Origin of the sequence: Rugosimonospora acidiphila (assembly GCF_039543385.1) — a bacterium.
Classification (GTDB): Bacteria; Actinomycetota; Actinomycetes; order Mycobacteriales; family Micromonosporaceae; genus Rugosimonospora; species Rugosimonospora acidiphila.
Genome location: NZ_BAABJQ010000017.1, coordinates 47,807 through 67,734, shown reverse-complemented (window position 1 = coordinate 67,734; position 19,928 = coordinate 47,807). Strand labels below are relative to the sequence as shown.

The 19,928-nt window shown below is 70.1% G+C and carries 21 protein-coding genes and 2 pseudogenes; 10 read left to right on the top strand and 13 right to left on the bottom strand.

Translation table 11 applies throughout. The features are described from left to right. Positions 1-367: 367 nt before the first annotated feature. Entirely contained in the window at positions 368-946 is a 579-nt protein-coding gene (locus ABEA87_RS25800) for a DUF1062 domain-containing protein (protein ID WP_345633809.1), read from the top strand. Positions 947-965: 19 nt separating this feature from the next. On the opposite strand, the gene ABEA87_RS25795 is transcribed toward ABEA87_RS25800, so the two are convergent. Then, on the bottom strand, positions 966-1,727 hold the full coding sequence (locus tag ABEA87_RS25795) for an SDR family oxidoreductase (RefSeq protein WP_345633807.1): 762 nt from the start codon (positions 1,725-1,727) through the stop codon (positions 966-968). 214 nt (positions 1,728-1,941) lie between these two features. Between ABEA87_RS25795 and ABEA87_RS25790 the strand changes: the two genes are divergently transcribed. Together ABEA87_RS25790 and ABEA87_RS25785 are read left to right on the top strand one after the other, a co-directional pair. Then, complete coding sequence (locus ABEA87_RS25790; RefSeq protein ID WP_345633805.1) at positions 1,942-2,862, top strand: helix-turn-helix domain-containing protein; 921 nt, start codon at positions 1,942-1,944, stop codon at positions 2,860-2,862. A gap of 138 nt (positions 2,863-3,000) precedes the next feature. Next, complete coding sequence (locus ABEA87_RS25785; RefSeq protein ID WP_345633803.1) at positions 3,001-3,879, top strand: alpha/beta fold hydrolase; 879 nt, start codon at positions 3,001-3,003, stop codon at positions 3,877-3,879. Positions 3,880-3,967: 88 nt separating this feature from the next. Here ABEA87_RS25785 and ABEA87_RS25780 read toward each other — a convergent pair whose 3' ends face one another. The 5 genes from ABEA87_RS25780 to ABEA87_RS25760 all read right to left on the bottom strand — a co-directional run bounded on the left by ABEA87_RS25780 (position 3,968) and on the right by ABEA87_RS25760 (position 8,471). Further along, positions 3,968-4,486, bottom strand: a complete 519-nt coding sequence (locus tag ABEA87_RS25780; protein WP_345633801.1) for a hypothetical protein — start codon at positions 4,484-4,486, stop codon at positions 3,968-3,970. Positions 4,487-4,613: 127 nt separating this feature from the next. Further along, the gene (locus ABEA87_RS25775; RefSeq protein WP_345633799.1) at positions 4,614-5,369 is read right to left on the bottom strand and encodes a GntR family transcriptional regulator; all 756 of its coding nucleotides are present in this window, start codon (positions 5,367-5,369) and stop codon (positions 4,614-4,616) included. Further along, the gene (trpA, locus tag ABEA87_RS25770) at positions 5,366-6,160 is read right to left on the bottom strand and encodes a tryptophan synthase subunit alpha (RefSeq protein WP_345633797.1); all 795 of its coding nucleotides are present in this window, start codon (positions 6,158-6,160) and stop codon (positions 5,366-5,368) included. Before trpA ends, ABEA87_RS25775 begins: the two co-directional genes overlap by 4 nt. Continuing rightward, the gene (trpB, locus tag ABEA87_RS25765) at positions 6,157-7,314 is read right to left on the bottom strand and encodes a tryptophan synthase subunit beta (protein WP_345634003.1); all 1,158 of its coding nucleotides are present in this window, start codon (positions 7,312-7,314) and stop codon (positions 6,157-6,159) included. Before trpB ends, trpA begins: the two co-directional genes overlap by 4 nt. Before the next feature lie 443 nt (positions 7,315-7,757). Beyond that, entirely contained in the window at positions 7,758-8,471 is a 714-nt protein-coding gene (locus ABEA87_RS25760) for a TetR/AcrR family transcriptional regulator (RefSeq protein WP_345633795.1), read from the bottom strand. 3 nt (positions 8,472-8,474) lie between these two features. Here ABEA87_RS25760 and ABEA87_RS25755 point away from each other — a divergent pair, with 3 nt between their 5' ends. Beyond that, positions 8,475-9,455: an amidohydrolase family protein gene (locus ABEA87_RS25755; protein ID WP_345633793.1), complete on the top strand. Its 981-nt coding sequence runs from the start codon at positions 8,475-8,477 to the stop codon at positions 9,453-9,455. A 51-nt stretch (positions 9,456-9,506) separates the two neighbouring features. Here the strand turns inward: ABEA87_RS25755 and ABEA87_RS25750 are convergent. The 3 genes and pseudogenes from ABEA87_RS25750 to ABEA87_RS25740 form a co-directional block, all read right to left on the bottom strand. Continuing rightward, positions 9,507-9,617: pseudogene (locus tag ABEA87_RS25750) on the bottom strand (IS982 family transposase); the annotation flags it as partial. A 1-nt stretch (position 9,618) separates the two neighbouring features. Beyond that, a pseudogene (locus ABEA87_RS42700) lies at positions 9,619-9,813 on the bottom strand (IS982 family transposase); the annotation flags it as partial. Positions 9,814-9,866: 53 nt separating this feature from the next. Beyond that, positions 9,867-10,340: a MarR family winged helix-turn-helix transcriptional regulator gene (locus tag ABEA87_RS25740; RefSeq protein ID WP_345633791.1), complete on the bottom strand. Its 474-nt coding sequence runs from the start codon at positions 10,338-10,340 to the stop codon at positions 9,867-9,869. Positions 10,341-10,472: 132 nt separating this feature from the next. On the opposite strand from ABEA87_RS25740, the gene ABEA87_RS25735 reads away from it, so the two are divergent. Together ABEA87_RS25735 and ABEA87_RS25730 are read left to right on the top strand one after the other, a co-directional pair. Next, positions 10,473-11,342, top strand: coding sequence for an MBL fold metallo-hydrolase (locus ABEA87_RS25735; RefSeq protein WP_345633788.1), 870 nt, complete (start codon positions 10,473-10,475; stop codon positions 11,340-11,342). A gap of 52 nt (positions 11,343-11,394) precedes the next feature. Then, the gene (locus tag ABEA87_RS25730; RefSeq protein ID WP_345633786.1) at positions 11,395-11,967 is read left to right on the top strand and encodes a YbhB/YbcL family Raf kinase inhibitor-like protein; all 573 of its coding nucleotides are present in this window, start codon (positions 11,395-11,397) and stop codon (positions 11,965-11,967) included. A 200-nt stretch (positions 11,968-12,167) separates the two neighbouring features. On the opposite strand, the gene ABEA87_RS25725 is transcribed toward ABEA87_RS25730, so the two are convergent. Continuing rightward, positions 12,168-12,806, bottom strand: a complete 639-nt coding sequence (locus ABEA87_RS25725) for a TetR/AcrR family transcriptional regulator (RefSeq protein WP_345633783.1) — start codon at positions 12,804-12,806, stop codon at positions 12,168-12,170. Between the two features lie 52 nt (positions 12,807-12,858). Here ABEA87_RS25725 and ABEA87_RS25720 point away from each other — a divergent pair, with 52 nt between their 5' ends. Beyond that, positions 12,859-14,007: an FAD-dependent monooxygenase gene (locus ABEA87_RS25720; protein ID WP_345633780.1), complete on the top strand. Its 1,149-nt coding sequence runs from the start codon at positions 12,859-12,861 to the stop codon at positions 14,005-14,007. A gap of 357 nt (positions 14,008-14,364) precedes the next feature. Continuing rightward, positions 14,365-15,468: a PucR family transcriptional regulator gene (locus ABEA87_RS25715; protein WP_345633777.1), complete on the top strand. Its 1,104-nt coding sequence runs from the start codon at positions 14,365-14,367 to the stop codon at positions 15,466-15,468. A gap of 5 nt (positions 15,469-15,473) precedes the next feature. On the opposite strand, the gene ABEA87_RS25710 is transcribed toward ABEA87_RS25715, so the two are convergent. Beyond that, positions 15,474-16,472: a methyltransferase gene (locus ABEA87_RS25710; RefSeq protein ID WP_425570954.1), complete on the bottom strand. Its 999-nt coding sequence runs from the start codon at positions 16,470-16,472 to the stop codon at positions 15,474-15,476. A 328-nt stretch (positions 16,473-16,800) separates the two neighbouring features. On the opposite strand from ABEA87_RS25710, the gene ABEA87_RS25705 reads away from it, so the two are divergent. Beyond that, complete coding sequence (locus ABEA87_RS25705; RefSeq protein WP_345633771.1) at positions 16,801-17,541, top strand: alpha/beta fold hydrolase; 741 nt, start codon at positions 16,801-16,803, stop codon at positions 17,539-17,541. A 78-nt stretch (positions 17,542-17,619) separates the two neighbouring features. Next, on the top strand, positions 17,620-18,408 hold the full coding sequence (locus ABEA87_RS25700; RefSeq protein WP_345633768.1) for a GNAT family N-acetyltransferase: 789 nt from the start codon (positions 17,620-17,622) through the stop codon (positions 18,406-18,408). Positions 18,409-18,441: 33 nt separating this feature from the next. Here ABEA87_RS25700 and ABEA87_RS25695 read toward each other — a convergent pair whose 3' ends face one another. Both ABEA87_RS25695 and ABEA87_RS25690 read right to left on the bottom strand, forming a co-directional pair. Beyond that, positions 18,442-18,918, bottom strand: a complete 477-nt coding sequence (locus ABEA87_RS25695; protein ID WP_345633765.1) for a DUF4265 domain-containing protein — start codon at positions 18,916-18,918, stop codon at positions 18,442-18,444. A gap of 74 nt (positions 18,919-18,992) precedes the next feature. After that, positions 18,993-19,910 (bottom strand): alpha/beta fold hydrolase, encoded by a 918-nt coding sequence (locus ABEA87_RS25690; RefSeq protein ID WP_345633762.1) that lies wholly within the window; start codon positions 19,908-19,910, stop codon positions 18,993-18,995. Positions 19,911-19,928 lie beyond the last annotated feature (18 nt).

Below are 19,928 nucleotides of genomic sequence, written 5' to 3'. Positions count from 1 at the left end.
GCGCCCGGTTCCGTCGAGCGGCCCGGTTTGGTCAGGGGCGTAATCCGGTGGCGTGGCACCACCGACCGGCATTACCGTCATGCCGTCATCCAGGAGGCGCCGACCGGCGCCCATGTGTGCCGCCTCAAGGGACAGGGCCGTTGTACACCAGCTGAGACGCTCATCGCGCCGAGAAGGCACGCCAGGCCCCGACGGGTCCGTGGCCGGGTAGCGCCGCCGCGCCGCCGGGCTGCTTGCGCGTGCCCTCGGCAGGTCATCGACGTCCGGCTGCCCGCTTCCCGGCACCCGCGACTCGAACCGGCGCCGCGGCCCAGCCGCGCCGCGCCGACGTCTCAACGACGGTCTCGCAGCCGATTGGCCTTTCCTGGTGCACGAAAACACCTTCCTCGTGCGCGCCACGACGCAGTGGCTCGTACGTGCGACAGACTTCCCGATTATCCGGCGCCGCTGCCGGACCTGCCCCTCGACGCAGTACCGAACTCATGGGAAATTCCGGGTCAACGCGAACCACAAGCTGCTCGACGTCTGGCTTTTGGCGCTGTGCGTCGGGTGCGGCGAGACGGTCAAGCTGACGGTGCTGGAACGAGTCCACGTTCGTTCCATCCCGCCCACGATGCTCGACGGCTTCCACGACAACGCTGCCCCGCTCGCGGCGAAGCTGCTGGCCGATCCCGCGCTGGCGCACCGCAACGACATCGCGCTCGACTGGACCGATGCGTGGACGCTGGAGCTGAGCCCCGTAGAGCTTCCCAAGGCCGACATCCTCGAGGTCAGCGTCCACTTCGGACAACGCATCCCGATCGGGGCGGCGGCGCTCATCGCGATGGGCGTGAAGCTGTCGCGGGCCGAGGTCAGGAGGCGCATCGCCGACGGACGGATCGTTTCGGAACACAGCCTGACCGGGCGCCGCGCGCAGGACTTCAGCTTCGTGTTCCGGTGGCACTGAGCGGCGATGACGCGCGTACTCACTGCCGGCCCGAGAGCATCGCCAGTGCCCGCGAGCGCTGGGCGACCAACTCGTCGTAGGTGCCGTCGCGCTCAGCCCACCGGTGCATCAGCACACCCTTCACGAGGATCTCGTGCGGCGTGGGGTCGGTCCGGAGCAGATCCATCACCTCGGTGGCGAAGCCGGCCAGTTCGAGCGCGTGGGGGTTGAGCTGTGCCTGCTCGGGCGTGGTGGCGACGGCCGGGGGGACGAGTTCGGCGACCTCGACGCCGGTCCCGTCCAGTTGCGCGCGCAGTGCCTCGGAGTAGGCGTGCACCCCGGCCTTCGAGGCGGCGTAGCTGGGCATGACCGGGAACGGCAGGAACCCGATGCCCGAGGTGACAGTGATGATCGTGCCGGCGCCGCGCGCGATGAGGTGCGGGGTGAACGCGTCGATGACGCGGATGGTGCCGAGCAGGTTGGTGTCGATGGACTTCTCCGCGACCGTGAAGTGTGCGGGGTCACGGAGATCCTCGGGGATCATGACCCCGGACATCGTCATGATCGTGTCGAGGTCCGGGTGGGCATCGAGGACCGTGTCGCGGGCACGGTCGATGCTGGCCTGATCGGTCACGTCGATCGCAACGGTGGCGAACCCCTCCGCGCCGATCTGGTCGAGCAGGTCGGTCCGCCGGCCACCGACGATGACCGTGCTGCCGGCCGCGGCGAAGCGCCGAGCGAGTTCGAGGCCGATCCCCGAGGTGGCACCGGCGATGAAGACCGTGCGGTTGGTGATGTTCATGTGCTGCTCCTGGGTTGGGGCGCCGGCGGCGCCAAGGCCGTGCGCGCATGATCGTTTCGGGTACCGGCCGCGGCCTCCGGACGGAACGGGATCGGCCTGCGCCGGGGCGACACCTTGAGTGTCGACCGGCGCCCCGGCCCGGGGCAGTGCCCCCGTTTTCCCGGGTCCTCCCAGGGCCCCCCTTCGGCCGCAGGAGCCGAACTACGATCAAAATGTGAGTGACGACGACCGCGCCAACCTGCTGGGCGGCTATCTGCGCGCCCGGCGGGCGCTGGTCAGTCCCGAGCAGGCCGGGATTCCCGCGGGCGCGCACCGTCGCGTTCCCGGACTGCGCCGTGAAGAACTCGCCATGCTCGCCGGCATCAGCGCCGACTACTACCTGCGGCTTGAGCGTGGCCGCGACAAGAACCCCTCGGCGCAGGTCCTCCAATCGCTGGCCCGGGTGCTGCGCCTCGACGAGCTCGAACAGGAATACCTCCTCGGCCTCGCCGCCCCACACCCGACGCCGCGGCGACGCCGGAAGCCCGAACACGTACCCGCACGCCTGCACCAGCTCCTCGCCAGCGTGCAGGTTCCCGCGTTCGTGGAGGGGCGGGCGTTCGATGTGCTTGCCTCCAACCAGCTCGCGGTGGCACTCTCCCCGCGCCTCGCGCCCGGGCGAAACCGCCTGCGGTCGCTGCTGCTCGATCCCGAGGAGCAGGCGTTCCAACAGGACTGGGCGCGTTCCCTGGAAGGATTCGTGGCCACCTTCAGAAGATCCATCGGCGACGACGTCGACAATCCGCGATTCGTTGAACTGGTCGGCGAACTCGCCCTGTCCAGCGAGCGCTTTCGCACCCTCTGGGCGCGCCACGACATCCGCAGCCTCGAAGGCGGCACCACCACCGTGAACCATCCCGTCGTCGGCGAGCTTCGCCTCCACCGCGACAAGCTCCCCGTCGACGACCTGCTCCTCGTCCTCTACTACCCGGATCGGGGTAGCGAGAGCGACGAGAAACTACGCGTGCTCGCCTCCCTGGCCCGGACGGCTTCCGCCCCAACGAGTCCCATCCCGACGCACGACGAATCACCGACCCGCGACGAATCGCGAACGGCCGAGGCGAATAGTCCCCTCGACCGCCACAATGACCGTTAAGCGGCCCGAAACCCGGATTTCGGGGCCGCCCTGCCGGGAATCGGGTCAGCGCGTGCTGATTGGTTGCTGATTGGCGGCGGGCACGCTGGTTCCGGACCGGCCATCCGGGCGGGTCTCGAGAACGAGAAGGACTCCACCGTGGCACCGAGAATCACCGGGTTCGACTACCAGCGGGTACCTGTCGCCGAGGGGGTGGCGCTCAACGTCGCCGTCGGCGGCACGGGCCGCCCGATCGTGCTGCTGCATGGCTTCCCGCAGACCCATCTGATGTGGCGGCACGTGGCCGCCGATCTGGCCGCCGACCACACCGTGATCGTGCCGGACCTGCGCGGGTACGGCGACAGCGACAAGCCCGCCGACCCGGACGGGCTGACCTACGCCAAGCGCGTCATGGCCGCCGACGTGGTGGCGGCGGCGCGGGCCCTCGGGTACGAGCGGTTCGCGCTGGCCGGGCACGACCGGGGCGCGTTGGTGGCCATCCGGGCCGGGCTCGATCACCCGGCGGCGGTGACCCACCTGGCCTCCCTGGACGTGCTGCCGACCCTGGACATGTGGGAGGCGATGCGGGGCGCCTCGGCGGCGGTCGGGTTCCACCTGTACCTGATGGCCCAGCCGCCCGGCCTGCCCGAGCGGCTGATCGCCGGCAGCCCCGACGCGTTCTTCGGGTACTTCCTGGACATCTGGGCCCGGCGGCCCGACGCGATCCCGGCCGACATCCGGGCGGCCTACCTGGCCGCGTCGCGGGCGGCGATCCCCTCGATCGTGGCGGACTACCGCGCCTCGGCGTTCATCGACGTGGAGCACGACACGACGGACCGGGCGGCCGGCAACCGGCTCAGCATGCCGGTGACCGTGCTGCAGCAGGACTGGGGCGCGGCACTGGGCTTCGACGCGGCGGCGCTGTGGCGCGCCTGGACGCGGGACCTCGACCACCGCACGGTGTCCTGCGGCCACTTCATGGCCGAGGAGGCGCCCGCAGAGGTGGTCAAGGCCCTGCGCGACCTGCAGGACCGGTAGGGCGGGCGGCCCGGGGGGGTCCGGGCGGGTTCGCCCGCCCGGACGTTGGCCGGGTGCGTAACAGCTCGCGGTGGTCCCCGCCGGGGCGTTACCGGACCTCGCCCGCCAGCACGTCGCCACGCCACGCGGCCAGCCGCTGGTCCAGCACGCCGTCCCCGGCCAGCAGGTGCCGAGTGAACGCGTCCCGTTCGTGCGCCAGCACCGCTGCCTCCCACACGCACGGCGCCAGGCCGGCCCGTCCCGGGCGCAGCTGGGCGGGATCGCCGGCCGGCCCGGTGAACACGGCCAAATCGGCCATGTATCCCTCGATCCAGGTGTGCACCAGCACGTAGTCGCCGTCGCCACCGGCGTGAATCAGCAGCACGGTCAGCCCCAGGGAGCCGCGCAGCCGGGCGGTCGCGAGGTGATCGGCGGTGATGCCCAGGGCCGCCCGAACGTCCTCGTCGGTCACGGTGCGGCCGGGCGCCTCGATGGCGTACGACTTCACCAGGTGCCCGGCGGCCTGGCCGGCGCCCAGCGGGCGCACGGTGCGGGCGTGGTACCCGCCGGCCAGCGCGGTCAGCGCGTCCCGGTCGACACCGGCCGGAATCTCGTCGTGATCGGTCATCCGAGCATGATGCCCCCGGCCGCCGGATCACGGCCACCTCCCTCAGCCGGCCGCATCCCTGAGCCGGCCATACGCCTCAGCCGGCCATACGCCTCAGCCGCCCATGCGCCTCAGCCGGCCAGACGCTTCAGCCGGCCGCACCCCAGTTGATTGACAAGCCGGTGGCCGCCCGCTCGGTGCGGACCTCCATCATGCTGCCCAGGATCGTCGCGCGGTCGACCACCACCGCCGTGCCGTCCAGCGCGTGGGTGATCCGGTCGCTGACGAACACCGGGCGGCCCGGCTGCTCGCCCAGGTGCCGTGCGATGCCCTCGTCCAGCACCTCGGGCCGGATGGTCTCCGATGCCCGGGCGACCGCGACCCCCACGTCCGCGAGGGCCCCGTACAGCGACGCGGCGGTGAAGTCACGATCGCGGATCTGCTGCGCGTACGGGTCCCGGACCCAGGACACCTGGTGGATCGCCGGGCGCCCGGCGAACTCGCGTATCCGTTCCAGCCGCAGCGCCACGGACCCCGGCGGGGTACGCAGCGCCGCGGCGATGCGCTCGGGCGCCTTGCGCAGCGACCGGCCCAGCACCTGGGTGCGCACCTCGTGGCCCTGCGCCTTGAGGTCGTCGGCGAGGCTGCGCAGCGAACCGAGCTGGTAGGCCAGGTGTGGCGGCGCCACGAAGGTGCCGCGCCCGGCCTGCTGCACGATCAGCCCCTCATCGGACAGTCGCCGCAGGGCCTGCCGCAGCGTCATGAGGGTGACCCCGTACGAGGCGCTCAGCTCGCGCTGGGCGGGCAGCGCCTCGCCGGGGGCGTAGTGTCCCGACCGAATCTTCGCGGCGAGGTCTGCGGCGATGGTGCGGTACCTCGCCTCGTGTCCGGGCTCGGGGCTCATCGTGGTAGTTCATCCTCCCGGTCCAGTGCCCGGCGTACCGACGCCAGGTAGGCGCCGACGTCCTTCGGCCCCGCGCCGTCCAGTATCTGCCGCATGATGGCGGCACCGATCACGACCCCGTCGGCGTGGCGGGCGGCCCGCGCCGCCTGCTCCGGCGTGGAGATGCCGAACCCGAGCAGCACCGGCCGGTCGGTGACCGCCTTGAGCGCGGTGGCCAACTCGGTGGCCGAGGCCGCCAGCTGCCCGCGCTCCCCGGTGGTGCCCATCAGCGACACCGTGTACACGAAGCCGCGGCTGCGCCGGGCGATCTCGTCCAGCCGGGCCGGGGGCGTGGCCGGCGAGGCGAGCAGCACCAGGTCGATGCCGGCCTCGGCGGCCGGGCCGCTCAGCCCGTCCGACTCCTCCATCGGCAGGTCCGCGACGATCAGGCCGTCGACGCCGGCGCCGGCGAGCGCGGCGCAGAACCGCTCCGGGCCGGCGTGCACGACCAGGTTGTCGTAGGTGCTCGCGACCAGCGGTACGCCCGGATCCACGCCGGCCACGTCGGCCAGGATGCCGCGGGCGGTCGCCCCGCGCGCCAGGGCCGCGTACGAGGCCTGCTGGATGGTGACGCCGTCGAGCGTGGGGTCGGAGAACGGCAGGCCCACCTCGATGGCGTCGGCCCCCGCGTCGGCGAAGGCCCGCAGGTAGTCCACCCAGTCGGCGGTGATGCCCCCGGTCACGTACGGCATGAGCAGTCTGCGCCCGTCCTCGCGGCGGGCCCGCAGGTGGGTCTCCAGCCGGCCGGTCACAGCAGCTCCATCAGGGTGGTGGTGTCCTTGTCGCCGCGCCCGGACAGGGTCAGCAGCACGGTCGCGCCGGGCGGCAGCTCGCCGGCCTCGGCCGCGCGGATCACCCAGGCCACCGCGTGCGCCGACTCCAGCGCCGGCAGGATCCCCTCGGTACGGGCCAGCCGCAGCGCCGCGTCGACCACCTCGGTGTCGGTGACCGTGACGTAGCGGGCCCGCCCCAGGTCGCGCAGGTAGGCGTGCTCCGGTCCGACGCCGGGGTAGTCCAGGCCGGCGGCGATGGATTCGGCCTCGGTGATCTGGCCGTCGTCGTCCTGCAGGAACAGCGAACGGAAGCCGTGCAGCACGCCGAGGCGTCCCCGGCTCGCCCCCGCGCCGCCGTCGGCCTCCACGCCGATCAGTTGGGCACCGGTGTCCACGAACCCGGCGAACGTGCCGGCCGCGTTGGAGCCGCCTCCGACGCAGGCGACCACGTAGTCCGGCACGCCGGTGCTCAGTTCCCCGGCGCACTGCCCGCGTGCCTCCTCGCCGATGACCCGCTGAAGTTCGCGGACCATCCACGGGTACGGGTAGGGCCCGACGACCGAGCCGACGCAGTAGTACGCGTCCTCCAGCGCCCCGACCCACTGGCGCATCGCCTCGCTGGTGGCGTCCTTGAGGGTGCGGCTGCCGGTCGTCACCTCCACCACCTCGGCGCCCAACACCCGCATCCGGAACACGTTGAGCGCCTGGCGCTGGGCGTCGCGCTCGCCGATGAACACGGTGGCCTTGAGCCCCAGCAGCGCGGCGGCGGTCGCGGTGGCCACCCCGTGCTGCCCGGCCCCGGTCTCGGCCAGCAGCCGGGTGCGGCCCATCCGGGCGGCCAGCAGCGCCTGACCCAGCGCATTGTTGATCTTATGGGAGCCGGTGTGGGTCAGGTCCTCGCGCTTGAGCAGCAGGTTGATGCCCAGCTCCGCGGACAGCCGCCAGGCCGGCGTCAGCGGGGTCGGCCGACCCACATGCACCGACAGCAGCGTGGCCAGGCTGCCCCGGAACTGCGGATCGGACCACGCCTCCCGGAACGCCTCCTCCACCTCGCGGCACGCCCCGACCAACGATTCGGGCACGAACCGGCCACCGTAGTCACCGAACTTCCCCAACGGCCCGGGATCGCCCATCCTCCTGGGCCGGCCCGCCGGCTCCTGACTCGCCCGCAGCGCCACATCGCCCACCGCGCTCACCTCACAGTTCTAGAACTATCGGCACTGTTCTAGAACAGCTTGCCATGGCCGGGCCTCCCGCCGCCACCCAGATCGGGGATTTCGCCTCGCCGACTCGAAGATGCGCCGCATTACGTCGCCTCGGGCCGGCGGCCACTCGTCCACAACCGATGCGACGTGGCGGCATGGAGGCGCCGCGAGAGGCCCCGCCGGCGGCGCCGCGAGCGACGATCGCCCCTGTCGGATGAAGGGGAACCGGCTCGGCGATCAGGCCGCGCCGGGCGATGGTCGTGCCCTACCCTCGGCCGGTCGCAACAGCCAGTCGGCGACCGCTCATGGCCAAAGCACCCACCGCAAGGGACCCCGACTGCTCCTGACCCGGCAGTGAAGGATCGGCAAACCTAGGCAGACAGCGCCGAATGGCGCAGGCCGGCCAGCACGAGCGCGATCGCCGCGTCGACCTCCGCGGTGAACCGCCCTGGCCCTGGGGACTGTTGCGGCATCCAGCGGATGAGCACGCCCTGGTAGACGTCGTAGAGCACATCGGTGGCCAGCCCCGGATCGGTGGCCCCTTGGGGGAGCCGGTCGTCCGGCTGGCCATGTAGCCACTCGCACAGCCAGTTGCGTAGTTCCTCGGACAACCATGAGCGGTGGTTCGGCGAACCGTACCCGCGCAGCCAGCCGGTCGTCAGTTGTCGAGTTTCTTCCCAGTCGTGCTCGGTCATCACCGCGAGTTCATGGAAGTAGGCCCGGATCCGGTCCGGCACGGATCGTGTCGGCCGGTCGGCCTGCCGGGTCAGCGCAAAGGCATGCGCCCCTCGCCGGATCGCCCACTCGACCGCGATGTCGGATTTCGCGGCGAACTGGTTGAAGGCGGTGCGTCGGGCCACTCCGGCCTCGGCCGCTATCTCGTTCATGGTGGCGTTGTCGTAGCCGCGCGTCACGAACACTTTGATGGCCGCCTGGAACACCCGCTCCCGGGTGGCCAGCCGGTGGCGTGTCCTTCCATCCGGCTCCCCGGCCCACGACTGCGTCACAGCACGAATTATTGCACTCGGGTGCAGGGGATCGTATCGTTGCACCCGAGTGCAATAAATCTTGATGAAGGGGAACATGCTATGACCAGGGCAAACGGCTGGGTGGACATCCATGCGCACTTCACCCCACCGACAACGCCGCAGGAACGCGAGGCCCAGTGGCGCGGATTGCAGGAGGCCCGTTTCCTGGCGCCGCAGCCCTACCACTGGCAGCCGGAAACCACGCTCGCGACCATGGACCGGCTGGGCATTGCCATGCAGATGCTCAGCCCGGTGCCGCTGGCGCCCACCGTGCCGCAACTGCGGGTCTGGAACGACTACGGCGCACAACTGGTCGCGGACCACCCGGACCGCTTCGGTCTACTGGCCGGACTGCCCATCGACGACCCGGATGCGTGCCTGGCCGAGATCGAGCGCGGTGACTCCCAGACCCACCCCGACGGCTACCTGTTGACCACTCAACGACACGGTGTCTCCCTCAGCGACCAACGCCTTGCTCCCGTGTGGGCGGAGTTGGACCGGCGACGCGCGGTACTCTTCGTACACCCCAGAACCGACATCGCACCACCGCTCGGGCAGCCCGCAGCGCTGGTCGAGGTCACCTTCGAAACCACCCGGGCACTGGTGGACCTTCTGTACACAGGATTCTTCCGCCGATACCCCAACCTGACAGTGGTGCTCGCGCACTGTGGCGGCGCGCTGCCCGCGCTCTCCGGCCGCCTGGGCCTCCTCGGTGCCGAACCGTGGGTACCCAACCCGCAGGGCCTGACCTCCTCCGACATCCGCGCGGATCTGGCAAGGCTCTACCTCGATACCGCTGCGACCGGAACGGACGCCAACCTCGCGTCGGCGCTCACCATGGTGCCGCGCGACCACCTCGTCTACGGCGCCGACGCCGGGGTCCCCTGTTCCAACGAAGCCAGCATGGCCCGCAACATCGAGGCGCTGCATGCCTCAGCCATACTCACCCCGCAGGAAGTCGACGGCCTCGGCCACCGCGCGTTCAAGCTCTTCCCCGCAGCGTCCCGCCGTCATCATCACCTCGCCACCAAGGCCGCGTAGGCACTGCCCTGCCTGCCCCGGATCCCCACTAGCTGATTGCTTCCAAGGGGTTCAGTGGTCGTAGGCGGTCAAGGCACGTTTGACGGGCTGGCCGGTGTGGTCGTTGTGCCAGATCGCGGCGGTCAGCGCCAGAACGCGTTGCAGGACGCGAGCGATCACGCCACCGGGCATGACGGACCCACCGCCGCTCGGAGGTGAAGCCCAGCAGGGCCTGCAGCACCGCCAGCGTGACCAGTTCCGCGTCGTTGAGCTTCGGCGCGATGCCCACCGGCCAGGGTGCCAGCTGAGGTGATTGTCTCAGCAGGTCGCCGGATCTCACGTACAGTGCGGTGGCCAAGCTGTCGAGATCTGGCTTCACCGATGTCTCCGCCTCCTCACGCTAAGAAACGTGGAGTGCGAGGCGGGACCCCGCTACCGAATCAGGTGGTCACACTCTTCGGCGGCACTTTCGTAACTGCCCAGAAGGAAGGTGTGGATCGCCGCCAGCTGGTCGCCGGAGAAGGTGTCCATCAATCGGCGGCTGCGCGCGTCGATCCGTTCGTAGAACGATGCGATCCGTTCGAGTCCTGGGGCCGAGGCTTCGACGAGTACGCGGCGGCGGTCCTTCGGGTCCGGCTTACGCCGGACGTATCCCGCCTTCTCCAGGCGGTCGATCATGTGCGTGACTGCGCCAGTGGTGCGCCCGAGCTGAGAGCTGAGCGCGCCGGCGGTGGAGGCTCCGGCGCGGTTGAGTACGTGCAGGCAGAGCAGATCGGTCTGCGCGATGCCGAGATGCTGGGCGATCAGGTCGTTCAGTCGTCCCAGGGCTCCGGCGAGGTCCGTCATGGAGGCAATGATCCGGTTGGCCAGTTCGTTGGTCTGGTCGTCCTGCGGTTTGACGGGCATGCGGGGTTCCATTTATCTTCTCGGTGCAGATACTTAGCTGTGCAGCTACTGTATCCGATGCGTTGCTCCTGGGATGTGCAGGGGGCAACGGCCGGCCCTGGTCTGGGTCGTTCCGCTTGGAAGGAGCCCGCCATGAACGGCTGGTACGTGGATGACCGCTGCATCAACTGTGACGCCGCCCGACAGCTCGCGCCCGACCTGATCGGCGAGGCCAGCGGAAGGTCGCAGATCCTGCGCCCGCCCAGCGACGAGGCGGAGACCCGGCGCCTCCACGCAGCCGCCTTCGCCTGCCCCACACGCTCGATCCGCCCGGCGTCCGGGCAGCCGGACCAGGCGCTCGACCCTTTTCCGATGGCGTTGGACAACGGCGTACTGATGTGCGGACACAACTCCCGGCACACCGCCGGGGCCAACTCCTACCTGCTGCTGCGATCGTCCGGCACGGCGATGATGATCGACACGCCTCGCTGGAGCCGTGAACTCGCCAAGCGTTACGCGGCGTCGGGCCCGGTCACCGACGTGCTACTCACACATCGAGACCACGCCGCACACGGCCGCCGCTATGCGGACTATTTTGGCGCCCAACTGTGGATCCACGAGGGCGACCTCGACGCGGCACCGAACGCGGACCACGTGATCCCGGGCCTCGAACCTCTGGAGATCAGCGAGGGGGTCACCGCTCATCCACTGCCCGGCCACACCCAGGGCAGTGTGCTCTACCTCGCGGATGACCGGTACTGCTTCAGCGGAGACAGCGTCTACTGGTCGCGCGCCACCGGTGATCTGGAAGTCGTGGAAAGCGTGACCTGGTACTCCATCGAGGAGTTGGCCACCTCCCTGGCCAGGACGGTCGGGCGGCTGCGATTCGAATGGATCCTGCCAGGCCACGGTGACCGCCACCGCCTGCCCGCTGACGAGATGTCCCGGCGGCTGCAAGCGCTGGTGGAACGCACGCGTCTGCTACGGCCTCGACCGGTCGATTTCACTGCCGTCCGCTGGTGAGAGAACGCGCCCCAGTAGACCTACCCACACCCGCGACAGACAAGGACACACCATGACTATTCTGGGAACCCTACTGAAGAACAAGCGCGCCGGCGAAGCTCATCTGGCCTGGAACCTCCCCGCCATGGCTGGACCCGAGGTGCTGGGCCTTCACAGCTCCGAGTTCGAACACGGAAGCGTTATCCCTAAGGCCCACATCGGCAAGCGCGCCGGCGGCGAGAACCACTCTCCGGCTCTTGCCTGGAGCGGCATACCCGCAAGCGCCGCCCAACTACTGCTGGTCGTCCAGGACATCGACTCTCCCACCCGCACCCCGTTCGTCCACTGTGTCGCCCTGCTTGAACCCGATCTCGTCACGCTGCCCACCGGAGCCTTGAACGCAGGAAGTCCGGTCCAGGGAGTGCGGGTACTTCGTTCAGAAATGGGGCACGGCTACTCCGGCCCCGAACCGATCAAGGGACACGGCCTGCACCGGTACGTCTTCCAACTGTTCGCCCTGCCCACCGCCGTCACCTCAGCGGAAGGCGACGCAACGCTGGACACAGCCAAGCCCAGGGCGGTGCTCGCCACTGTAAGCGGCCCGGCCCTGGCCCGCGGCCGCCTCGACGGACTCTACACACGCTGAAAGCGCACCGACGCGCAACAGCACCGCTAGAACCCCCGTTACGTCGGGTTCAAGCCCGACAGCCCGGGCCTTGGAGGCAATCATCTAGCCGTTTGACCGCGCGCGGCCGTCACGACATAGCCGCTGGCGCTGGCGCCCCACCTGGCCTCCTGGCCCGACTCCGGTCGAGCGTGAACTCGCGCTCGTCGCGCAGCGGGCGATCAGACCAGGCGGGACAGCAGTGCGGCGGCCTCGTCGGCGAGCGCGGCGTCGGGGGCACCCGGCCGGGAAAACGCCAGCTCGACGGTTGCCGACAGCAACCGCGCCCGGTCCTCGCGCGGACCCGTCCCGCCGGCCGTGCGCTCGGCGTAGATGAAGCCCTCGAACACGGACTGGAAGGCGTAGCTCAGCTCCGGCGGCGCCAGGTCCGCGCGCACCAGGCCCCGTGCGGCCAGAACGTCGATATAGGACGCCATCACCGCATCGTGCCGGGCGCCGTCGTGGCCGGGCTCGGAGCCGACCAGCTTGCCCCACATCTCCACGTCGCCGATCACCATGCCGTACAGCAGTGGGCGGCGCAGGATCGCCAGGAAGAACTCGGCGGCGAACCGGTGCAGCAGCGCGACGGTGGGGTCGGCGCGCAGGGCGGCCACCATATCGGCGACCGCGCCGCGTACCTCGCGGGCGAACACGGCGCCGAACAGCTCCTCGCGCGTCTTGAAATGCAGGTAGACGGTGCCCTTGCCGACACCGGCGGCGCCGGCGACGTCGTCGATGCTGACCCGGCGGTAGCCGTGCCGGACCAGCAGTTCGGCGGCGACATCGAGGATCTTCGTCTCGCGATCGGTGCGTGCTGTCACCCGGAGATATTAACACTTGACCAAATTTCAAATTTGGTCATACAGTCAAGACATGACCGCGAATACCGTACTCATCTCCGGCGCCGGCGTGGCCGGCCCGACCCTCGCCTACTGGCTCGCCCGCAACGGGTTCGCGCCGACGATCGTCGAGCGCGCCGCCGCCCAGCGCTCCAGCGGCAACCCCGTCGACGTACGCGGACCCGCGTTTCCCATCGCCGAGAGGATGGGCCTGCTCCCCGGGCTGCGCGCCGCCGCGACGGCGACCACCGGCCTCGCCTTGTTGGACGCCCGGGGGCGGCACAAGAGTCGCGTGAACCTGTCGGTCAACCGGACCAACGAGGTCGAGGTGCCCCGGGCCGACCTGGCCTCAATCATCGGCGATGCCCTGGCCGGCAGCGCCGAACTCATCTACGGCGACTCCATCTCGACCCTCACCCAGGACGGTGGCGGCGTCGACGTCACCTTCGAGCGCGGCGCACCGCGCCGGTTCGACCTGGTCATCGGCACCGACGGCCAGCATTCGACGGTCCGGAGGCTCGCCTGGGGACCGGAGACGGACTTCGTGGAGCACCGGGGGCTCTACGTGGCCACTCTGCCCGTCGAGCGCGAGCTCAATCCAACGACCGACGTGCTGCTCTACGGCACGCCCGGCCGCCTCGCCTCCCTCCATCCGGTGCACGGCGACGGCGGCATCGCGGCGTTCATCTGGCGCGGCGGGCCCGTACCCGGCTACGACCACCGGCGGGCCGACCAGCACAAGCGCATCGTCGAGCAGGCGTACGCGGGCGCCGGCTGGCTCGTGCCCGAGCTGCTCGAGCGCGTGCGCGACGCCCCGGACCTCTACTTCGATGCCGTCAGCCAGGTGCGCCTCGACACCTGGTCGCAGGGGCGCATAGGGCTGCTCGGCGACGCCGCGTCGTCGGTATCGCTGTTCGGCGAGGGGTCGAGCCTGGCGATGGCGGGGGCGTACACGCTCGCCCACACGCTGGCCGAACACCGCGACCGCCCCGAACAGGGGCTGAAGGCCTACGAGTACGAGCACCGCAAGCTTGTCGCGCCGAAGCAGAACGGATTCGGCGCGGCCGCGAGGCTGATGGTGCCGGCCACCCGGTTCGGGTTGGCCGTGCGAAACAACGGCGCCCGCCTGATGACGGGCTGGCAGCGGCTGAGGACCGGCGCGGCGCGACGCCGCCGGGGATAGGTGCTACTGCCGTGTCAGGCAGTGATCATGGCTCGTTGACTGCCAGCGTCTTGCCCTTGACCTGCGACAAGCTACCTGGGGAACAGGGTAACGGCTCCGCGTCGCCGGGTGCGAGGCATTCGTGGGTTGGGGTAGTGGGCCGACCTGTTTCCCGTGCGCGAACAGCTGGCGGTACGCGAAATGGGCCCCAGCGATCTCGTTCAAGGTCGACGCAGCGGAATTCCGCGCTAATCTCGGTCTGTTCCAATGGTTGTTCGGTACGGAGCGTTCGTGACAGACAGCGGCCGGCAGGCAGACAAGTCCGGTGACTGGTCGCTGATCGAGGCGCTCGGCCGGGACATCGAGATCAATCCTTCCGTGCTGATCAAGCCGATCGTCGACGAGGCACGCGCGGCCCACGCCGAGGCCTACGCCAGGACGTCCTGGGCCGAACACGAAGCCTCCGTCCGTCGGCAGTTCCGCTTGCTGCTGAAGCAGTTGGCGCAGCGGCACCCGCCGACCCTCGACGACCTCGATTGGGCGCGAGCGCTCGGGCGGACCCGGGCGCGGCAGGGACTTCCGCTCGAAGCGGTGCTCGGCGCCTTTCACCATGGTTATCGCGGATTCTGGGAACTGGTGGCGAGCCGCGCCGAATCCGGGGCGCTGTCTCGTGAGACGGTCGACCTGCTCATGGCGTCGTTGCAGATGACGAGCGCGGCGATCGCCAACGGCTACACCGATGTCGCCCGGGCTCGAGACGAACTCCAGATCGATCTTGGTCACCAACTCCTGGACGCGCTCTACGGTGGGCGAACGGTCGCCGAGGAGACCACAATGCTGGCGCGCGCGTTGGGCTTCGATAACGACGGGATGTTCCAGGCGGCCAGTTGCCTGGTTGCCCTGATGGCACCCGAGCTCATCGATCAGCTTCGTTGGCGCCTGCGCGACCACGGCGGCGCGCAGTGCGTGGTGGTTCGCGGTCCGATGCTGGTGGTCCTGTCCCAGGGCATTCCGGAGCGCCGCATCGTCCAGTTGCTGGACAGCGGCGATGGCCGACTGGCCGTCGGGCTCGGTCTCCCCCGATCCGGGCTGGGCGGTGCCACCGAGAGCCTGCTTGACGCCGAACGCGCCCTGGCCGTCGCGCAGCAATCGCCAGAGGGCGGGATCGTCAGCTTCCGCTCGTCGTGGTTGCTGGCCACGCTGTTGCCGCACGCCGAACGGCTCGGCCCGCTGCTCGACGCGGGGAAGGCGACCAACCAACCGCATCTGTACGAGGCGGTACGCGCGTACGCCGACCACGGCTTCTCCATCGCCGCGACCGCTGAGGCCCTTCACCTCCACCCCAACAGCGTCAAGTACCGACTCGACCGCTGGCAGCAGCTGACCGGTTGGGATCCGCGAACTCTCGAAGGCGCGCAGCGGTCCCTGCTGAGCATCGCGCTCGCCGAGCGGCAACCGCCGCCAGCGAGCGCGACGACCTGACCGGGTCAGGCGGGAACCGCCTCGATGACCGCGTAGGGGCTGTCATCCACCTGCGTCACGCGGGTGCGCCGCAGGCCGGCCTGCGCCAGCAGGGCGTCAAACTCGGCCAGGGTCCGTTCCCGGGCGCTGAGCATGGTCAGCATGGCGATGTCCATCAGTGGAGCGATGCCGCCAGCGTCCTCGTCCATGACGATTTCGACGATCGCGATCCGTCCGCCCGGGCGCATGGCCGCACGGCAGTTGCGCAGGATGCGCACACACTCTTCGTCCTGCCAGTCGTGCAGGATGTGTTTCAGCAGGAACAGGTCACCCTCCGGGACCTGCTCGAAGAAGTCGCCGGGCCGCACGGTGCACCGGTCGTCGAGGCCACGCGCCTTGGCCGCCGAGGTCGCGCCGGGCACGGCGTGCGGCAAGTCCAGGACGACGCCCTTGAGATGCGCGCGCCTGGCCAGCAACTCCAGCACGAAGGCGCCGTCGGCACCGCCCACATCCACGACGGTGTCGATGGTCGAGACGTCGAGCGAGCCGACGGCACCGAGGATGACCGGCGTCGACAGATTGGTCATCGCGGTGCCGAAGAGCGCCGCCTCGTCCGGGTGTTCGGCGAGGTAGTCGAAGATCGACATGCCGAGCACTTCGTGCGATTGTGTCCGGCCCGCGCGTACCGCCGCGGGCGTCTGCCCCCAAGTGAGCCAGTGCCCGGGCGCGGTCTGCGCGAGTGCGTAGCTTCTCAACGACAATGGGGAGTCCTTGTGCAGGAACGCGAGCAGAGGCGTGCCCGCGAAAGCGCCATTGGCGTGCGAGGCCAGGCCGAGGCTCGCACACGCTCGCATCAGCCGGTGCGTGGCGTCCGGGTCCGAGCCTTCGATGGTCGCGATGTCGGCTGCCGTCCGCGGACCGTCCGCGAGGTGCTCCGCCAGCGACAGGTCGGCGGCGGTGCGGACGATCTGTGATACCCAGAAGCCATGGACCATCTGGAGCAGCGATTCATAACCGTTTGCCATGTGAAGTCCCCCTGGTAGCTACATCAACTCGTAGTCGGCTGTGACTCGCCGCGATTCGACGCTATCCACCGATGACCAGCGGTTTTACGGCTGCGCCCTCGAAATTTGCGGGGTCGCTCTTGTGGGAATCCACGAAACTCCTGCGGCCAGGCAGATCGCCATGGGGGAACGCCTGAGCCTCCGCGGTAGCGTGGGTCACGGCGTCTGGCTGGCGGGTTTGTGCCGCGAACATGGCACACGCGACGTTTGCCGTACCGGCCGATCGGGAACCTCGGCCGCCACGCCGTCGCTGGTCTCCCCCCAGGACGCCCGAGGAGGGCGGTGAATCATGGACCAGTCCCAACCGAAGGTGCCCGATCGGAGCGAGCAGGTGGACCAGATCCCGACCGTTCTCATCCCGGGCCTGCTGTGCTCGCCCCTCCTGTATGCCGAGCAGCTTCCCGACCTGTGGCGGCTCGGACCGGTCACCCTGGCGAATCACTGCCACGCCGGTGACCTCACCGAATTGGCCCGGTCGATCCTGGCCGGGTCGCCGCCGCGCTTCACGCTCGTCGGGCTGTCGATGGGCGGCTATCTGGCCTTCGAAATCATGCGGCAGGCCGCGCACCGGGTGGACCGCCTCGCCCTGCTGGACACCACCGCCCGCGCCGACTCCCCCGAACGCCGAGCGCGCCGGCACGACCAGCTGCGACGGGTGGGCACCGGCCAGTTCCACGCGGTGGTCGACGAGCTGTACGACGGCTGGGTCCACCCCGCCCGGGTCGCCGACGCCCAGCTGCGGCAGCTGGTCCGCCAGATGGCGGATGAGACCGGTCCCGACGCGTTCGGCCGCCAACAGGCCGCCATCATGAACCGTCCCGACTCCCGCGACGGCCTGGCCGCCATCGACTGTCCCACCCTCGTTCTGGTCGGGGCGCAGGACACCGTCACCCCCGTCGAGCAGGCACGGGAGCTTGCCGACGCGATACCCGACGCCCGGTTGGCCGTGATCCCCGACTGCGGCCATCTGTCCACTTTGGAACGGCCGGCCGCGGCCACCCGGGCGCTGATCGACTGGCTTACCCCATGACGCCCCGCGGTCCAGGCACCGCGACGCCGCCAGAAAAACCGGTTGCCCCTTCGGCCCCACTACTGCACCGTGACGGGCGTGATCGATTCTGCTCACCTTCTCGCGGCCTATGACGAGCAACTACGCACCGACGCCGAGACGCCGAGCGCGATCTCGGTCACCAGACACGGACCGCTGCGACTCGTGACCTTCGCGGGTGGCCGTGGCTTCGTCACCTACCGCGACCTCGACGGGGCGGACGCCGGCACGATCCGGCGGCTCGTTGCGGAGGTGCTCGCCCACTACCGGGCCGACCCCGAAATCAACCGGGTGGAGTGGAAGACCCGCGGGCACGATCACGCGCCGGGGTTGCACGAGACGTTGCTGGACAACGGGTTCACCGCGGACGACACCGAGTCGATCATGGTCGGCGAGGCGCGGCTGCTGGCCGTCGACGTTCCGCTGCCCGAGGGTGTGACCCTGCGCCGGGTCACCGAGGAGCCAGACGTCCGCGCGATGGTCGCGATGCAGGACGAGGTCTTCGGCACCCCGGCCAGCGATGACATGGCGAACGCGATGCTGCGCCGCCTGGCTCTCGGCGACGGCATGGAGATGTGGGTGGCCGAGGCCGAGGGGCAGATCGTCAGCGCCGGCCGGCTGGAGCCGGTGAGCGGGACCAACTTCGCGGGAATCTGGGGCGGCGCCACGCGCGAACAGTGGCGCGGTCGTGGGATCTACCGCGCGTTGACGGCCGCGCGGGCCCGTTCGGCACTCCATAACGGCAAGACACTGATCAACAGCGACTCGACGGAGTACTCGCGCCCGATCCTCGAACGCTCCGGTCTGGTCAAGGTCTCCACGACGACGCCCTACATGTGGAAGCGGTGAGCGCCGGGTCGGCCTCGACCGCGACCGCGTTCGTCACCCGGTCCTCCACCAACCCAGCGCCTCGCCGTCGTCGTCGTAGACGTTCCCGTACTCCCACGGGCAGCCGCGCGCCGCGGTCCACCCGTTGACGGCATCCTCCACGGCCTCGAACCCGGCGGTGACCGGCACGGTGATCACGACGAATCGCCGGTGCGGCGGCAACTCGACCAGCCCGTCGAGCCGTTGGAACGCCGCGACGAGCACGGCGACCTCGTCGTCGGCCGGTGGTGGCGACGGGTACAGCAGGAGGCACAGGTTTCCCCCGCGGCGCAGTACCTCGAATTTCCCATCGTCGCCGACGCGGATCCGGTCCCCCGCGGCGCAACCCGCGGCCAGTCCGGGGGTGCCGAGAACGTCGTAGACGCCGGGCTCGACCGGCAGCGCCGGCACCGCCTCGTAGACCGGGCGCCCGCTGGAGGCATTGCCGGCGAGCAAACGGACGTGGGAAGGATCCTGCCCGGCAACGGTCATTCCCGGATTCTCCACCCGCCGTCACCGCCCCACGGGCGAGGCCCGGCGCTGAAGACGGCCGGCCCCGATCGGCGTCACTCGGTGCGCAGGACCCGGCGGAGTTGGGCGGCGTACGCGGCGGGGTGGGTGGTGTTGCCGTTGTGGCCACCCGGGAACTCGACGAGTTCGGTGTCGAGGAGGAGCGCCAACTCCTGGGCGCAGCGGTGGTCGAAGACGGAACGCGGGGTGGTACGCCCGGCGGCGGGCACGACGCGGATGCCGGTCGACCCGGCGTGGTCGCTGGCACCGGCGATACCGGCGGCGTCGTTGGCACCGGCGATGCCCGAGACCCGCACGGGATCCAGTGCGTCCCGCACGACGGCGGTGAAGTCGTGCCGGATGAACCGGTCGAAGTTGGCCACCCGCTGTGGCGTCATCGGCTGCGGCATCAGGTCCGGTTCGACCTCCTGATTGACCGGATCGATGCCGAGCACCTGTGCGATCTGCGCGAACGCGGCGGGTAGACCGCCCGCGCGATAGGTCTGCTGGATCGCGCGAAGTTCGGCCTCATGGTGGGCGCGTTCGGCCGGTGGCAGCAGCCACGGCGCGACGGGTTCGTGCGCGACGAGAGTGGCGATTCGACCGGGGTGCCGGACCGCCAGGTGCAGCCCGATGACGGCGCCGATGCTGCAACCGAGCATCGCGACCGGCTCGTCGGCGAGGTCGGCGACCAGCCGGTACACGTCGTCGGCGTGCTCGGGCAGCGTGGCCGGGCGCGCCGGGTCGTCGAGAGTACTGCGGGACAGCCCCCGGCGGTCGTAGGTCAACACCGTGAAGTCGGCGGCGAGGTGGTCGACCAGGTCGGTGCTGCGCTCGGCGTCGCCCTCGCCGCTCTGGCTGATCAGCAGCAGCGGCCCCGTGCCGCGCACCTCGTAGTAGAGCCTCGCGCCCGGCACCGGCAACACGCCGGCTCCGACGATCGGGGTAACCGTGGCTGTCGCGGTGCTGTTCATCGGGGTCCTCCACGCAAT

Excerpts from the sequence above, each read along its gene's own strand:
- ABEA87_RS25710 (WP_425570954.1), bottom strand. The coding sequence starts at position 16,472 with ATGGCAAACGGTTATGAATCGCTGCTCCAGATGGTCCATGGCTTCTGG.
- ABEA87_RS25730 (WP_345633786.1), top strand. The coding sequence starts at position 11,395 with ATGACTATTCTGGGAACCCTACTGAAGAACAAGCGCGCCGGCGAAGCT.
- trpB (WP_345634003.1), bottom strand. The coding sequence starts at position 7,314 with ATGGGCGATCCCGGGCCGTTGGGGAAGTTCGGTGACTACGGTGGCCGG.
- ABEA87_RS25775 (WP_345633799.1), bottom strand. The coding sequence starts at position 5,369 with ATGAGCCCCGAGCCCGGACACGAGGCGAGGTACCGCACCATCGCCGCA.
- ABEA87_RS25780 (WP_345633801.1), bottom strand. The coding sequence starts at position 4,486 with ATGACCGATCACGACGAGATTCCGGCCGGTGTCGACCGGGACGCGCTG.
- ABEA87_RS25720 (WP_345633780.1), top strand. The coding sequence starts at position 12,859 with ATGACCGCGAATACCGTACTCATCTCCGGCGCCGGCGTGGCCGGCCCG.
- ABEA87_RS25755 (WP_345633793.1), top strand. The coding sequence starts at position 8,475 with ATGACCAGGGCAAACGGCTGGGTGGACATCCATGCGCACTTCACCCCA.
- ABEA87_RS25705 (WP_345633771.1), top strand. The coding sequence starts at position 16,801 with ATGGACCAGTCCCAACCGAAGGTGCCCGATCGGAGCGAGCAGGTGGAC.
- ABEA87_RS25740 (WP_345633791.1), bottom strand. The coding sequence starts at position 10,340 with ATGCCCGTCAAACCGCAGGACGACCAGACCAACGAACTGGCCAACCGG.
- ABEA87_RS25760 (WP_345633795.1), bottom strand. The coding sequence starts at position 8,471 with ATGTTCCCCTTCATCAAGATTTATTGCACTCGGGTGCAACGATACGAT.
- ABEA87_RS25735 (WP_345633788.1), top strand. The coding sequence starts at position 10,473 with ATGAACGGCTGGTACGTGGATGACCGCTGCATCAACTGTGACGCCGCC.
- ABEA87_RS25795 (WP_345633807.1), bottom strand. The coding sequence starts at position 1,727 with ATGAACATCACCAACCGCACGGTCTTCATCGCCGGTGCCACCTCGGGG.
- ABEA87_RS25690 (WP_345633762.1), bottom strand. The coding sequence starts at position 19,910 with ATGAACAGCACCGCGACAGCCACGGTTACCCCGATCGTCGGAGCCGGC.
- ABEA87_RS25695 (WP_345633765.1), bottom strand. The coding sequence starts at position 18,918 with ATGACCGTTGCCGGGCAGGATCCTTCCCACGTCCGTTTGCTCGCCGGC.